The 14487-nt window shown below is 39.9% G+C and carries 15 protein-coding genes and 1 pseudogene; 4 read left to right on the plus strand and 12 right to left on the minus strand.

Features of this window, described 5'->3' with window-relative positions; all coding sequences use genetic code 11:
• Positions 1-41 precede the first annotated feature (41 nt).
• Both ACXN9U_RS11825 and ACXN9U_RS11830 read right to left on the minus strand, forming a co-directional pair.
• The gene (locus ACXN9U_RS11825; protein ID WP_489201688.1) at positions 42-1004 is read right to left on the minus strand and encodes an arsenic resistance protein; all 963 of its coding nucleotides are present in this window, start codon (positions 1002-1004) and stop codon (positions 42-44) included.
• 136 nt (positions 1005-1140) lie between these two features.
• On the minus strand, positions 1141-1524 hold the full coding sequence (locus tag ACXN9U_RS11830) for a hypothetical protein (RefSeq protein WP_060963483.1): 384 nt from the start codon (positions 1522-1524) through the stop codon (positions 1141-1143).
• 193 nt (positions 1525-1717) lie between these two features.
• On the opposite strand from ACXN9U_RS11830, the gene ACXN9U_RS11835 reads away from it, so the two are divergent.
• Positions 1718-2248 carry a DinB family protein gene (locus tag ACXN9U_RS11835; protein WP_489201689.1) on the plus strand — a complete coding sequence of 177 codons (531 nt, stop codon included), beginning with the start codon at positions 1718-1720 and terminating at the stop codon, positions 2246-2248.
• 116 nt (positions 2249-2364) lie between these two features.
• Here ACXN9U_RS11835 and satA read toward each other — a convergent pair whose 3' ends face one another.
• Together satA and ACXN9U_RS11845 are read right to left on the minus strand one after the other, a co-directional pair.
• A complete protein-coding gene (gene satA, locus ACXN9U_RS11840) occupies positions 2365-2886 on the minus strand; it encodes a streptothricin N-acetyltransferase SatA (protein WP_060963485.1) in 522 nt (173 codons plus the stop codon).
• 343 nt (positions 2887-3229) lie between these two features.
• A complete protein-coding gene (locus ACXN9U_RS11845) occupies positions 3230-3769 on the minus strand; it encodes a cupin domain-containing protein (RefSeq protein WP_060963486.1) in 540 nt (179 codons plus the stop codon).
• Positions 3770-4212: 443 nt separating this feature from the next.
• On the opposite strand from ACXN9U_RS11845, the gene ACXN9U_RS11850 reads away from it, so the two are divergent.
• Positions 4213-5514, plus strand: a complete 1302-nt coding sequence (locus ACXN9U_RS11850; RefSeq protein ID WP_060963487.1) for a VTT domain-containing protein — start codon at positions 4213-4215, stop codon at positions 5512-5514.
• A gap of 180 nt (positions 5515-5694) precedes the next feature.
• Here the strand turns inward: ACXN9U_RS11850 and ACXN9U_RS11855 are convergent, their stop codons facing one another.
• Positions 5695-6636 (minus strand): cation diffusion facilitator family transporter, encoded by a 942-nt coding sequence (locus ACXN9U_RS11855; RefSeq protein WP_060963488.1) that lies wholly within the window; start codon positions 6634-6636, stop codon positions 5695-5697.
• A 220-nt stretch (positions 6637-6856) separates the two neighbouring features.
• Here ACXN9U_RS11855 and ACXN9U_RS11860 point away from each other — a divergent pair, with 220 nt between their 5' ends.
• Positions 6857-7279, plus strand: coding sequence for a VOC family protein (locus tag ACXN9U_RS11860; protein ID WP_060963489.1), 423 nt, complete (start codon positions 6857-6859; stop codon positions 7277-7279).
• A 178-nt stretch (positions 7280-7457) separates the two neighbouring features.
• Here ACXN9U_RS11860 and ACXN9U_RS11865 read toward each other — a convergent pair whose 3' ends face one another.
• From ACXN9U_RS11865 to ACXN9U_RS11885, 5 genes and pseudogenes are all read right to left on the minus strand, one after another.
• Positions 7458-8804, minus strand: coding sequence for an FAD-binding oxidoreductase (locus ACXN9U_RS11865; RefSeq protein ID WP_489202494.1), 1347 nt, complete (start codon positions 8802-8804; stop codon positions 7458-7460).
• Positions 8805-9148: 344 nt separating this feature from the next.
• The gene (locus ACXN9U_RS11870; RefSeq protein ID WP_060963491.1) at positions 9149-9460 is read right to left on the minus strand and encodes a hypothetical protein; all 312 of its coding nucleotides are present in this window, start codon (positions 9458-9460) and stop codon (positions 9149-9151) included.
• Positions 9461-9724: 264 nt separating this feature from the next.
• Entirely contained in the window at positions 9725-9910 is a 186-nt protein-coding gene (locus tag ACXN9U_RS11875) for a hypothetical protein (protein WP_060963492.1), read from the minus strand.
• 112 nt (positions 9911-10022) lie between these two features.
• A complete protein-coding gene (locus tag ACXN9U_RS11880) occupies positions 10023-10388 on the minus strand; it encodes a cupin domain-containing protein (protein WP_060963493.1) in 366 nt (121 codons plus the stop codon).
• Positions 10389-10454: 66 nt separating this feature from the next.
• Positions 10455-10807, minus strand: a pseudogene (locus ACXN9U_RS11885) (DinB family protein).
• A 186-nt stretch (positions 10808-10993) separates the two neighbouring features.
• On the opposite strand from ACXN9U_RS11885, the gene cotR reads away from it, so the two are divergent.
• Positions 10994-11956, plus strand: coding sequence for a sporulation hydrolase CotR (gene cotR / locus ACXN9U_RS11890; protein ID WP_016937134.1), 963 nt, complete (start codon positions 10994-10996; stop codon positions 11954-11956).
• Positions 11957-12018: 62 nt separating this feature from the next.
• On the opposite strand, the gene ACXN9U_RS11895 is transcribed toward cotR, so the two are convergent.
• Positions 12019-13281 carry an MFS transporter gene (locus ACXN9U_RS11895; protein ID WP_489201690.1) on the minus strand — a complete coding sequence of 421 codons (1263 nt, stop codon included), beginning with the start codon at positions 13279-13281 and terminating at the stop codon, positions 12019-12021.
• A gap of 21 nt (positions 13282-13302) precedes the next feature.
• Positions 13303-14208 carry a bifunctional helix-turn-helix transcriptional regulator/GNAT family N-acetyltransferase gene (locus ACXN9U_RS11900; RefSeq protein ID WP_489201691.1) on the minus strand — a complete coding sequence of 302 codons (906 nt, stop codon included), beginning with the start codon at positions 14206-14208 and terminating at the stop codon, positions 13303-13305.
• Between the last annotated feature and the right edge of the window lie 279 nt (positions 14209-14487).

The raw sequence follows: 14487 nt of genomic DNA on the forward strand, positions 1-14487 counted from the left end.
TACCAATATCCCTTGGTATGTTTTTTCAGTTCAGATTTTTTTTATTTCAGCAGCCATTTGGGCACCGCTTTTATATAAATCAATTCGCCTATCAGTTCAACAATCGTCTGTGTGACGATTACAGCGGCGGCTAATGAGGCCCAAGCATCCGGCAAGGCCAGCGCTAACGGAAGGACTGCGAGAGAATTTCTTGTGCCCGTGCTGAAGATCAATGCTCTTCCTTCGCCTGTATTCAGACGGAACGCATATGCGATAAACCGGGAAACAAACGGCATAATGAGCAGGAATAACAGATAAATCGGAATTACACGTATAATGACCGCAAAATCACTGTATACCTTGCCGATTTGTGTGGCAACGACCGCCAGCAATACGAGAGCCATAAAAGGAACAGGCAGCCACGCCGTCCACTCTAACATCTTTTCTCCAGCCGGCTTCTTATCAGCCCACAATTGTGTCATCACTGCCGCCAAGAGCGGTCCCGCTATTAAACATAAGAATGCTTCCAGAAACGGCCCGGCATGAACAGCCCCTATGACTTCTTTCCCGATAAACAGCCACAAGTATAACGGAAGCAATACCATCTGAACGACGAACAAAACCGGCGTGGAAGCCAATATTAATTTCTCATTACCTTTCCCGAGCTGAGTAAAGACGATGACGTAATCAATGCAAGGTGTAAGCAATACTAAACAAACGCCTAATAATACAGGAGGAGATTGAGGAAAAATGGCGGTCAAACCCCATACAACAACAGGCACAGCTAAGAAATTACCGATCAGTAAAGCCGCCATAAACTTGAGGTTTGAGATGGCTTCCCTCAGCTTCAAGAATGGGATCTGAGCAAACATGGCATACATGAGAACAGCGATTAGCGGTGATATCGTCCATCCCCAGCGAAGTCCTGAATCTTTCCCGGCGACCCCCGCTATTCCGCCGATCACAAGAAACACACCATATATCCAAATTTGCTGATTTTCTAATGTCTCTCTGGTTATTTTCATTGGCTGACACCTCTTCTCCGCCCATTATACCTTCTTTTCTGCCGCTCTTGCATTATGGTTCTGCCGGAATTAAAAAACACCAAGGGTCTGTGACACTTGGTGTTTTTGGAACGCGAGTTATTTTTGTCAAAACCGCTTATGAAAGTTTACTTGTGTTCTCTGTCCTGCCAACGAATAAGGTGACCGCAACACTGGCTGAACTGACCAAAGTTCCCAGGACAGCAGCAAGAATTGTCAAAAAGCCATTGGGAATCAGAAATCCAATCGGAATGAGCCCCGCAAACGTGAGGACGATAAAACATTGATAGACTCCGGATATGATTCTCACAACCAAACTGCCAAAAAAGGACATGACGAATGGAGGAATGAACAAACATAAGATGATTCCGAGTGAGATCAATAAAATCATAGGCTCGTCAAAAGAAATGACACGATCGCCGGGAGACTCTTCAGCAGCCGCGAATACAGCAAATACAGACATTATCAGCGTAAGAAAAACAAGAAAAAACCTTCTCAGCAACGTTATGACTCCTTTTTTATAAAAACGGGTATCTTTTTTTTAATCACAATAACCATTTTATGTTATCAAATGAAATAATATGAAGTCAATTGATGAAGGAATCATAATAAAGCGTGTCATTCCCCGGATGACTTGACAAATAAGAGTAATGAGGCAAACTTAATATAAAAATTGTACTAATGAGGTGGGGTTAATGATTTTAGATTTAAAAGGTGAAACACACATGGATCATGTTGTGGGGATGCTGTATTCTGCCGTTAATGAAAATTACAGTCGCTTAAAAACCATAGTATCTGACATGTCACAGGAGGAAATCGATTATAAAGGGCCAAATCAAAAATACAATAGTACAGCTCAGCTAATAAGACATTTAGCATATGTTGATCTCTGTTGGATATTTAGAATTAAGGGTGAGCCTGTACCAAAGGAACTGGAAGAAAAGTATGGACCAATGTTAGATCAAAACAATGAGATTCCTTTCATTTCCGGTGTGTCATTAAAACAAATTCTCTCTGATTATGATGAGATATTCAGCATGTTTAAGTCTGTTTGTTATCAGTTAACTGACGATCAACTGAATCATACAGTAGATTATGAAGCTGGAAAACAAGCAACCATTCAGTGGGGGATATGGCATGTAGCAGATCATAATAGGTACCATCAAGCTCATATCAATCAACTTCACAAATGGTTTGAAGAAGAAAAACAGAAACTTGGCAGTTAAAGCGAGATTGAGCAAGGGGCTGCTCCAACTGCAGCTAAATTTATTTCAAATTCCCTTTAGATTATAAATTTAGAATCAAGCCCAACAATTAACCTCTCATCACCCTTGAGCGGCAGTTAAAATTGATAATACCAAAAAATCGCGATCTCATTCGCCGTTGAAAAGTTGGAATAAAGCATAGTATCAACTGCGCCTATTACAAAGCCGTGTTTAGCATAAAAATGACAAGCTGATACATTAATATCTTGTGTTTCAAGCATGAGACCGCAAAAATCATTCTCCTTTGCCCATTCAATCCCTTTATTTAATAATGCCGTTCCAATCCCATTGTTTCGATAGTCCTTTGCAACCGCAATGTCCTCTATCAGCGCATATCCATTCCAATTAGAACGTATCTTAATCCGGCCGATGCAGTTATTTTCATCATAATAAAAAAAAACTGCTTTCCCCTCTTCCTCAACATAACTGACGTCAATTTCGTCATCTTCATATTTCTTAACATAAGGCTTAGAAAATCGTTCCTCAGTATATGTCCAAACATTGTTTTCAAGTGCGGGTATAATTCTCCCGAAAACAACCAGAGGTTCATTTGATTTATTGAAGTCTTTCATATGAAACGAAGTCATTTTAATGATCATCTCAATCTCCTTCTCAACGAGATTACATTTCATCATTTCCATTATATGTTACTTCGCAAATAAATCAATAACGTGTGCAAAATGAACGTAGAAGCTAAAAAAGATGGTCTCTTTCTTTGCCGAAAAGCCTAATCAAGAAGGCCATATTTGGAATCGTGCCGTGGTATTTCGGAGAATTTGAGGCCGTTAAAACCGATTCATTGCCCGCAGCGATCAAAGACCGTTAAAATAAATCCAACAAAAAATAAGGCCGATTCATATTAAATCGGCCTTATTTACCGTACTCTTGGGCAGCCAGAATGGCATAATCCCAGTTTGTCAAACCTCCGCAGCATACTTTATGCTAACCTTCCGCAGCCTCTGCATCTGCCTTAGTCACATGAACCGTACCAAATGGATGGTTGGGAGGCGCATAAATTGAATATAGCTTTAACGGCGTATTACCCGTATTAATTACATTGTGCCAAGTGCCAGCAGGTACAACAATGGCAAAGTCATCATAGACATTTCTTTGGAAAGTTAAATTTTCCTTGCTCCTGCCCATTTTAACGATTCCCCGGCCTTGCTCAATCCGTAAGAATTGATCTACGTGGGGGTGGATTTCCAAACCGATATCTTCCCCAATGCCAATACTCATCAAAGTAATTTGAAAATGTTTTCCTGTCCATAAGGCAGTACGGAACGTATGATTTTGTTTTGCGGCTTTATTGATATTCACAACTAATGGTTTTGATCCGTAATCTTTTAGGAGAAGATTTCTATCTTCGGGTGAAGATCGCAACCCCATGTCATTTGGATAAGCCCAATAAACAGATCTTCCGTCGTTATACATCGGTACATTCACATAATAATAACATTGATGCGAAAAAGGTATATAATACATTTTTCATCCCCGCAATTTCAAATTTTTACGATGTTATCCTATGCTTTTACAGTGAGAATGTGCCACGCTAAGGAATTTTCCCCTTATCATGAGTACGACTGAGAAAACTTGAACTTCCGCAGGTCACTCACCCATTGTCCCTCAATGATACTGTTCTCTGTTCCAAAAACCGGCTATATGTTGATACGTAATGAGAAGAGAGCGACAGCAATTGATAAACCCGTCAGCTTTGCATTAAAAGTTAAAGCTTAAAAAATCGCTTTTAGTAAGCATCGCAATTGCTTGGACTGATGTTATATTTTTTTCGGAATCGGGCATCCTTACTCTATACAATAAACTTGTTGCTATTAAAAACTTACAGTTTCTGAAAATGCTAAACTCACTAAAAAAATAATGATACATTGCGGATCAAGTAACGGTGTTAGACGAATCCGGAGGCGTTTATGTCACATTTAATCACATTATTTGAACAACATAGTTATTTGATTTTATTTTTAGGTATTATTTTAGAGCTTTTAGCTATTCCGATTTCAGCTGAATTGATCATGAGTTATGCAGGGTATTTCGTTTATCAAGGGAAAATGAATTATGTTTTAGCACTGTTAACTGCTTTTATTTCCACGGGCGCAGGAATAACAATTACGTACTGGATTGGCCGACTCGGAGGATATAGATTAATCGAGAGATATGGAAAGTATGTTCATTTAGGGCCCGAAAGGTATCAAAAAACAGCGGCTTGGTTTCAACGGTCAGGAAGTAAATTACTTGTGTTTGCTTATTTCATTCCCGGGGTCAGGCATTTTGCCGGTTATGTATCAGGAAGTTCCAGAATGTCATTCCAGACATTTATTATTCCTGCTTACATTGGGGCCATTTTGTGGGGAAGCTGTTTTATTACTTTAGGGAAATTATTGGGACCTAAATGGGAAAACTTACATCAGGCAGCAAGCAAATATTTAATCATTTTTCTTCTTGTTCTGGCTGTTTTGTTAACGGGATATCTTCTTTTTAGATTTTATAAAATCCAGATTAAAAACTTTTTTATCCAATGGCTGACGAGGTTAACAAATCGATTCAGAACGATAAGAGCCACTGAAATATTCCTTACTTGCCTCACGTCAGTTTTAATTGGATTTGTGATCCTGATGTTTGGCTTAGCTCAGGATTATCTTGCAAATGACGTTGCCCAGTTTAATCAAATTGCGGAATATATCGTTTATACTGCCTTTTATATGGACTGGATGAAAGAATTATTCATTTTTCAACAACCGGCTGCCCTTGCCGGCCTCATCATTTTAACCCTATTAGTCATTTGGTTGAAGAATCAGAACAGGCTGCTGGAGTATCTATTATTGTCGGTTTCCATACTCGGGGGAGCCCCTTTTCGTGAATTTATTATGGAGGCCTTCTCTATCCTTCGAACAATTGGTTTTAAGGGGAAATTTCATTCTGCCGATTTTCCGGATCTGAATGCCGCTATGATGATGATCATTTATGGAACTTGCATATTTTTGCTTGTTCGTCATTCAAACACACATTATGTGACCATTGCGGCTCCTTTATTTGGATTATTGTTATTAATAGGTCTCGCGATTGTAAATATGAAATGGACAAGCGTTCTTCCAAGCGACATAGTGGGCGGATATGTATATGGCGGAGTTTGGATGTTTTTTAACTTCTTGTTGTTTGAACTATTTCGGCTTGTAATCGAAAGGATTAAAGGAGAAAGGCTGAACAAAAAGTGAAAGCAAACATTTTATATGAACCATATGTAAACAATAGAAAAGCTCCCTTAACAAGGAGCTTTTCTATGTGCGTGAGCTAAACAATTCTCTGTAAATTTACTTACCAAGCGTATACATCCCGGAAAGCTTTGGAGCATCAGGAGGCTTTCATCCATCTCTGCATTCAAATCAGATAAAAATTTAATGATGATGGCGGCCGTCCGTCTGCTCAATTTTTGCCTGACAAAGGATTGCATTGTCGTGATTATGAGCTGCTGTTTCCATTTGAATCGTTACATGCGTAATGCCTTTATCTCCAAGCTCATGTTCAATTTTGCGTAAAATATGTTCGCTTTCTGAAATGGTCAGCTGATCGTCAACAACAGCGTGGCAGGAAAGAGCATTCAACCCGCTTGTGATAGACCATATATGTAAATCATGAATATGCTGAATGCCCTCTGTCTCTTCAATCGTATGGATGATGTCAGTCACGTCAATATTTTCCGGAGTTCCTTCCATTAATACGTGAATGGAATCTTTCGTCACATGGTAACCGCTTCTTAAAACAAGAACAGCTACAATGACACTGGCCAACGGGTCTGCCCAGCCCCACCCGAAGAAGATGATAAGCACCGCAGCCAGAATGGCACCTACAGAGCCGAGCATATCACTGATTACATGTAAATAAGCTCCCCTTATGTTCAGGTTATTCTTTGTATCTCCGCCGCTCAGCATAATCCAAGCGACCAATATATTCACAGCTAACCCGATGATACTAATGATAAGCATGCCCGTTGTTGCCACTTCTGGCGGATGAGAGAAACGTTTGATTGCTTCATAAATGATATAAAGGGAAATCAATATTAAGGCAACACCGTTTATCACAGCTGCGAGAATCTCAAATCGTTTATAGCCGAATGTCTTATGATGACTTGCCTTTTTTTCGGCCAATTTAAAAGCAATCAGAGCAACCATTAATGAGATTGAGTCACTCAGCATATGACCGGCATCTGACAAAAGCGCTAAACTATTGGTTACAAATCCACCTATCGCTTCTATTATCATATAACCTGTAATTACGATAAAAGAGATCAATAAAACCTTCTTATTGGACCCGCCGGCGTGATTGTGATTGTGACCCATAAAAAATCTCCTCCTTATCTCATACACTGCATTTATTATTTCTTTTCTGTTATGAAGCATTCTAACATGGACACAAAAATAATCATATATGATTATGTGCTCATATATGAATATATAGGTTCTTTACTGAAATGTCAAAATCTTTTTCTATATGATGCTGCAGCGCAATAATGAAACTTGATATCATTGTCTTATCATCAGCTTGGGAGGTTATATTTTTATGAAACCGCGGGTTACAGTCATCACTTTAGGCGTAGATCATCTGGAACGATCACCTCGCTTCTATCGGGACGGCCTCGGACTGCCTACTGGGGGAATAGTCGGAAAAGAGTTTGAACATGGCGCCGTTGCCTTTTTTGACTTACAAACAGGACTGAAACTCGCCCTTTGGAATCGTAAAGACATCGCACATGAGACAAACATTGCTTTAACTGCACCAAGCCCGGCAGAATTTACATTAGGACATAATGTTACGAGTAAAGCTGAAGTCGATAAAGTCATGGAACAGGCAAAACAGGCAGGAGCGACGATAACTGATCCCGCTCATGATACTTTTTGGGGCGGATACTCCGGTCACTTCCAAGACCCCGACGGGCACCTATGGGAAATCGTTTGGAATCCGCATTGGGATATAACTGAATAACGGAATGTTCATCAGTGAAAAACAGATAGGCCAGAGCAGTGTTTTTCCTGCAAGACCGTTCTTGACACATCACTGACGGCAGGGCTAAAAATAAAAACACACCTGAATGTTCTGGTGTGTTCCAACTGGATGATGTTCAGCACTAAGCGTTTTTATTTTGTGTAACAAAACGAATAAACTATTGATTGGATGGCGGTATGCTTTGCGGAAAACGAAATACATTTTCGGGATCGTATTTCGCCTTTATTTTTCGAAGCCTTGCAAAGTTTGAGCCATAATATGCTTTTCCGAAATTTTCAATATTCTGATCCGGAACATTAACGTATGAACCAGTTACATATGGTTTCAACAGCTGACGCACTCTTTCAACTGATGCAAGGTTCGAGGCTTCTTGTGATTTATTTTTCCAACTGGCCGTCCATTCCGTATAAAACAATGGACGGCGCCAAAAGAAGGCTGTTTCGCTGCTGGGAACTCTGCTTATCGCACCGCCCCAATTGATAAAAAAGAAATTTGTTTCTGTTCCGGTGGCTTTTTCTAAAAATTGTCTCATCACTGAAATAGGTTTTTCCGGCCAAAGATTTAGCGCCCACGCCGAGGAGAATTTAACACTCTGATCAGATCTTCCCGGGATCGGTTCATCAGGGTCCAGGAAATCTATGCAATCCGGATAGTATAATGTTTTGATAATTGTCCGTGTCGGGGTTCCGGCATTTAATAAAGGATTTAATAATTGAATCAGCTCAGGTTTTGAACCGAGGAACAATCCTTCCGCATGGCACAAGCCATTTACTTTGCTGTAAATCTCAAGGTAGCACCCCAATCGTTCGTCTGTAAACGGCGCCCACTTTTGCCAAGCTTTAAAGACCGTCTCCAACTGCTCCCATGGCCAAATAATATTAAAGACGGTTGCGGTTTTAGGAGCACGGTGAACTTTGAACGTGTATTGGGTATTATATCCGAAGTTGCCTCCCCCGCCGCCTCTGGAAGCCCATAGTAAATCTTCATTGTGAGATTGATTTGCTTGAATGATCCTGCCTTTTGCATCTACCATTTTCAGTGCGAGAAGGTTATCACTTATCAGGCCGATTGATCGTGAAAGCACTCCAAATCCGCCGCCCATCGTAATTCCTCCGATCCCCACTGTCGGACTGTCTCCAAACGGAGCCATAAAACCATCCCGGGCCAATCCTTTCACAAGCGGGCCAACGTGAATGCCGGTTTGAACGGTTGCAATCGCGTTTTTTTCGTCTAATAAAACTTTATTCATGTCACTCACATCAATAACTATTCCATCACTTACGACTGAAAGGTTTCTATCCAGAGCATGGCGGCCGCTTCTGACACGCAAAGGCACATTATTCTCACGCGCCCATTTAATCGCATTACTTACATCGTATGAATTTTGTGCAAAAACAAAGACGAGCGGACAGACATCAACATAAGGGTTCCAATTCTTAACCGCCTGCGCATAGCCGGGGTCCCCTTTGAAGATGACGCGCCCTGTTAACTGTGCTGATCCCATCTGTTTCACTCCCCATAAACATTTGATTCCGATTCCAGTATATGCAGGATGTGGACAAATTCTTAGACGGATGATCTGCTGACTTAAAAATAAACAGAAATACGCGAAGATGATATAAAAACACAAAAAAGACAAGAGCGGCAGGCTGCCAAAACTCTTGTCTCTCCTATCTTTTTAATATGATTGGCGTGATATACTGCCTTGGCTATGGAAGCTCATAGGAAAGTTTTTGTTTGCCCTGCTATGCGTCCTTTTTGCCGCACCAGCTGAGTAATCTTCCTGTTTGATCCTCCAACAAGAATCTTTTTCTTTATCGTTTTTGCAGCCTTGGGCCGGAATTTCTCTTATTTTTTCTTCTTGTGTTTACGTTTGCAATCATGTTTTTTCTCTTTCTTATGATGTTTTTTACATTTCGCTTTTGCTGCTGCTTTTGCCGCTTTTACCTTTGCTTCTGCTGCTGCTCTTTCTGCTTCTGCTGCTCTGGCTCTTGCTTCTTCCGCTCTTGCTATTGCCTCTTCCGCTCTTGCTCTCGCTTCTTCTTCTCTAGCAGCTTCTGCTCTTGCTTCGTCTTCCGCCATATCAAAATCATGGCCAAGGTCACAGGCTTCGTCGTATGGTTTTTTCTGAACGTGTTTATCACCTGGGTTATAATACATGAACTACCACTCCTTCTCATATTTTTTAATCTCTTCATACTATGTAGATAAAAGACTCCAGCTTGGATTATTCATTTGGTTAACCAACACATTTCAGCCGCTATTTTCATTTATCCATACAACAAACTCTGGATGCCTGCAATAAACTTGAAAAATAATAAGCGGCGAAAACCACAAAAAACCAAGGGGCTGAACCCTTGGTTTTTTGTGAGGCTGAGAGATGCTGCACGCTGCAGCCTTCTTCTGTACCGACATTTTTGACTTTTAATTTGCTTGCTGTGTTTGTTTTACCGGTTCTTTGCTAAAAAGTCCAACAATGTTCCACAAGACAACTACTGAAGCTATTATTAAACGAGCAGTGTTAACTTCTTGGTTGGTCAATAATTTATAACCATATATTGATCCCAATGCAACTATACAAAAAATATTGAACCATTTACTCCAACGCAATTAGAAAACTCCTTATCAAATGATAAAATTTCCAAACAATGTATTATAATATTAACAAAATTTTTCAATATTTAACCTTAAACCTTTCTTAATTTCGGTTTATCATTACAGGCTAGACCCAGACATCATTTTCAGCTGTTTGATCAGTTATTTCTTGCCCGGTATTCACAACACCCTTAGGTTCTACAAGCAAAATTTTACACTCTGATTCTGCATAAGGTTTATGTTCAGCATTTTTCGGAATGACAAACATTTCACCTTCATTTAATTTTACTTCTCCATCACGAAATTCAATGATTAAATTCCCCTCAATAACAATAAAGACTTCATCTGTTTCCTCATGCTTATGCCAAACAAAGTCCCCTTGTACTTTAACAAGTTTAAATTGATAATCATTCATTTCAGCAATTACTTTTGGAGACCATTGATCTTGGAATGCAGCTAATTTCTCTTGAAAATTAATCGGATTATATTTCATTCTTTCACCTTCCCCTGTAAAACTAAAGACATCATATTTCCGCCTTTGTTCTTCTCCTGATTTTAACTAGTCCCAAATGAAAGGCCGCTCCGCTTCAGCAGTTCTGAGATAGTCTAAAAGTTGACCGGTATGTACTGACTCATGATAATCAATGTCCCCCAGTTCGCAGACATATCCAACATCAGACCTATTAATCTTTATATTTGTTAAATCTGGTTCGTTTTAAAATTCGATGAATGTCAAAAACTCGGTCCAAAACGGTTTTGCAAATATGTTTTAGTAACATTTGACGATAAAGAAATTCTGCTTCTAAAACATGTCTTATCATTTCCTTACACGACATGGCTTCGGAATCCGGGCGCCAGTCCATTCTTTCCTTAGGGATAGCTGTCCACAAACTTGATGCTTCGCCGTCTCACTTATTTTTAAACCATTCTCCTTCTTCCCGGAAAAACCTCTTCAATTAAAGAAGATATTTTTTCCCATCCCGCTGGATTGATAAATCAAACAATTTTTAAGATCAAGAGATATCCATTCATCCATACAATAGACTCTGGCTGAACATATACTGAATGATAGTTTTCATTAGAAAGGAGACATCAGCTTTGGCAAAATATCGGATCATGACCTTTGATGGGGGAGGTACGTTAGGTGCTTTAAGTTTACAGCTATTGAACAGATTGGTTAAACAAAATCCCACTTTAATAAGCCGGACCCATGTGTTTTCAGGAAATTCAATCGGTTCATTCACTGCCCTTGCATTAGCCAGCGGAAGATCGCCGCATGAGACATTCCGCTATTTTAAGGAAAAAATCCTGCCCGCATTCAGCGTTTCCCGGCCGGGCGGACCCGTTTTCAATCAACAATTACCATATTCCGGTTTTATTAAAGCGGTACGGAATTTTTTCCCGGCAGATCTTCGCCTCAAAGATTTAAGAAAGCGAATTGTTGTCCCTTCATTCAAATTATACTCTCCAAAACTGGATCGTTGGACTCCTGTATTATTTCACAACTTCCCCGGCTCTCCCTATTTAAATGAGAAAGTGAGTGATGTCATACTGCGGAGCAGCGGTGCCCCTGCGACGCAACGCGCCTATCAAAACTATGTGGACGGATATGTTGTAGCAACGAACCCCAGTACAGCCAGTATCGCGTTTGCAGTTGGTAAAGCCAACGTGCCATTGGATCAAATTGCGGTATTGTCCATCGGAACAGGTGAAGCCCCGACCCGTTTAAGAAGAGATACGAGGGGATGGGGAATGGTAAGTGCAGATAACATACGTCCCGAAAATCTGAAGAACCTTCCGCCAAATTGGGGAGTCCTTTTGGACAGGTCGCCTAATGAACCTTTACTGCCATTTCTTCAGATAATTGCTGGCGGAAATGGTTACTATGAATCCATGGTCAGTGCGAATCTTCTGGGAGATCGGTTTTTCCGATTAGATCCGAGGATTCCGAACTTCTCCAAAACGGACCCTGCCGTCGTTCCCGCTGTCATTGAAATTGCGAACAAAACCAACTTACAGCCTGCGATTGAATTCATAGAGAAAAACTGGAACAACAAATAAGAACAGACAAAATACCAAGGGTGGAAAAACCCTTGGTTTTTTAGATACGGCCCGAGGACTGATTAATATGAAGCTGAATCGGTCTCCGGCTTTTGCTCTTTTTTTATTTTCACCGTTTCAGGCAGTAAGAAATTCAATATTGCCGCTCCCAACAAAATAATCATTGAGAAATAAAACGAAAGATCATAGTTACCCATTTCACTATAAAGAAAACCCGGTACATAAGCGCCCAGCGCCGATCCTATCTGATGGCTCAGGAATAACCAGCCTAAAATAAAACCAACTGAATATTGCTTAAAATATTGCGTGGCTAACATTTGGGCAGGAGCTACAGTTGCAAAATCAACCAGCCCAAACAGAATTGCAAAAATAAGTAATATAACCGGATGATGACTGTATAACAGGATGCAAATCGATAATGCGCGGATGACATATAAAAGAATAAGCATCTTTTTACTGCTCCAGCGGTCTGCCGCAATTCCTGAAATGATTATCCCCAAAATATTAAATCCCGCCAACACACTAACTGCAGCACTGGTTACACTTGTTGAAAACCCATGGTCATGAGAAAAAGGAATAAGGTGAGTATCCATCAGGCCTGTAGTTGTAAAACCGCATATCGCAAAGGGTAATATTAAAAACCAGAATTGTTTCTTGCAAAATACTTCCCAAACAGAAATGCCGGTCGTATGCTGCCCACTTCCAGCTTCTTCTTTCATAAAGCCGCCCATAGGAGATAACCCCATCTCGCCGGGATGATTCCGTAAAAATAACAGGATGACAGGAAACACAATAACCATTAAAAGCAGACCCAAAATCACTACAGTTAACTTCCAGTCAAACCATTGAATCAAAATGAGAGAGCCGGGAACAAGAAGCATCTGACCAGCGCCAAACCCCGCCTCCATAATTCCAAAAGCAAGCCCGCGTTTTTCATTAAACCAATTTGTAACCACAACTGTTGCGGCTACATTAGATGCCCCTCCAACACCGACGGAGATAACAACTCCGTAAAGGATAAATAATTGCCATGGATGACTCACAAAAGAAGTTAAAATAAAGCTAAGCCCGACCAAGAAAGTGCTGACTGACAAAATCATTTTGGGGCCTAGTTTATCAACCAGCCTCCCTATTATGGGCTGAGATAGGCCATATATGATAAAACTCAGAGTAGAAATAAGTGAGATTGTTCCTCTGTTCATAGAAAAATCTTTTTCCCACGGTTCAACAAAAGCTCCAAATGAAAGACGTGCCCCTTGAACCGCTAATAAGGTTAAAAAACTGACAAAAACAATGATCCATGCGTAGTGATATTTTATTCGCATCCTATCCCCCCTCACTTTTATTTATAATTCCAAATCCCAGCGCTCTTCTATTAAATTTGATCCCCATAAAGGTTTCTCTTCATGAATTTCTGTTATTTCGAATCCGTTTTTTTTATACAATGGCCGGGCTGTTGACATGTCTTTTACCGTCCAAAGAAATATGCGCTCGTATCCATTTTCTTTACAATATTGAACAAGTGCCTTCATCAGACGGCTGCCGACACCTTTTCTTTGAAAAGACGGATCGACTAAAAACCATCTTAACTGTCCTGTTTTTTCACCGTCATTCACTAAGCCGATACAACCCGCAAATGTATTCCCGCTTTCCGCCACCCATATTTTTTCAATATCAGCTTTAAACGTATCGCGAAGATAAGATAAGAATGTGTCATCCCACCCATGGGATTTGGCATAAAATAATCGCTGTTTTTCAATTATGTTTTTGACATCCTCTGAAGTATAATAGTCTCTTATTGAAATCGGAGATTCTTTATCATAAAAAGAATGCTGCAAAATGTGTCGAATGGTTTCCATTGAATCTACAAGTTTTTCTTGTTCCTCTTTGTCTATGCATTCAAGGATATATTCAACTTGCTGATTGGCTTTTTTCTCCAGACTTTTATAAAGACTTTTCCCTGACTCGGTGACATAAAGGAAATGATTACGTCCGTCTTCTTTGCATTTTTGCTTATATATGAATCCTTCCTCTTCGAATTTTCTGATAATTCTGCTTACATATCCTCTGTCCAGGTCTAATCTTTCTTGAATGATTTTTGCTGTACAATCGGGCGTATTATAAATTTCGTATAAAATCCTGGTTTCTGTTAAAGAGAATGGACTGTCATAAATATGTTCATTCAGAAAACCCAAAATATCTGTATAAAATCTATTAAATTGTCTGAATGCCAAAACACGTTTTGTTTCCAAATTGATGTACCTCCTCCAAAAGATTGACTTAAGCAACTTTTTCCATCGTAATCGAATCAGTTGCTTAAGTCAACTATATTTTTCATTCCTTCTACCTTTTTTGTAATGAGCACTTTTGATTTCTAAAAAACAAAAATCAACGGCACTGTTTCATCGGAGAACCGTTACGCACCGCCATAAATTCTTTTTTACTTCAAGTTCCTTTTACAAATTTTGAAAAACTCATTGACTATTCAGTTGAACTGTATTACATTATTATAAAGTTGAACTATATAGTCG

It is taken from the genome of Bacillus sp. BACIII (assembly GCF_057836745.1).

Excerpts from the sequence above, each read along its gene's own strand:
- ACXN9U_RS11825 (WP_489201688.1), bottom strand. The coding sequence starts at position 1,004 with ATGAAAATAACCAGAGAGACATTAGAAAATCAGCAAATTTGGATATAT.
- ACXN9U_RS11835 (WP_489201689.1), top strand. The coding sequence starts at position 1,718 with ATGATTTTAGATTTAAAAGGTGAAACACACATGGATCATGTTGTGGGG.
- satA (WP_060963485.1), bottom strand. The coding sequence starts at position 2,886 with ATGATCATTAAAATGACTTCGTTTCATATGAAAGACTTCAATAAATCA.
- ACXN9U_RS11845 (WP_060963486.1), bottom strand. The coding sequence starts at position 3,769 with ATGTATTATATACCTTTTTCGCATCAATGTTATTATTATGTGAATGTA.
- ACXN9U_RS11850 (WP_060963487.1), top strand. The coding sequence starts at position 4,213 with ATGTCACATTTAATCACATTATTTGAACAACATAGTTATTTGATTTTA.
- ACXN9U_RS11855 (WP_060963488.1), bottom strand. The coding sequence starts at position 6,636 with ATGGGTCACAATCACAATCACGCCGGCGGGTCCAATAAGAAGGTTTTA.
- ACXN9U_RS11860 (WP_060963489.1), top strand. The coding sequence starts at position 6,857 with ATGAAACCGCGGGTTACAGTCATCACTTTAGGCGTAGATCATCTGGAA.
- ACXN9U_RS11865 (WP_489202494.1), bottom strand. The coding sequence starts at position 8,804 with ATGGGATCAGCACAGTTAACAGGGCGCGTCATCTTCAAAGGGGACCCC.
- ACXN9U_RS11870 (WP_060963491.1), bottom strand. The coding sequence starts at position 9,460 with ATGTATTATAACCCAGGTGATAAACACGTTCAGAAAAAACCATACGAC.
- ACXN9U_RS11880 (WP_060963493.1), bottom strand. The coding sequence starts at position 10,388 with ATGAAATATAATCCGATTAATTTTCAAGAGAAATTAGCTGCATTCCAA.
- ACXN9U_RS11895 (WP_489201690.1), bottom strand. The coding sequence starts at position 13,281 with ATGCGAATAAAATATCACTACGCATGGATCATTGTTTTTGTCAGTTTT.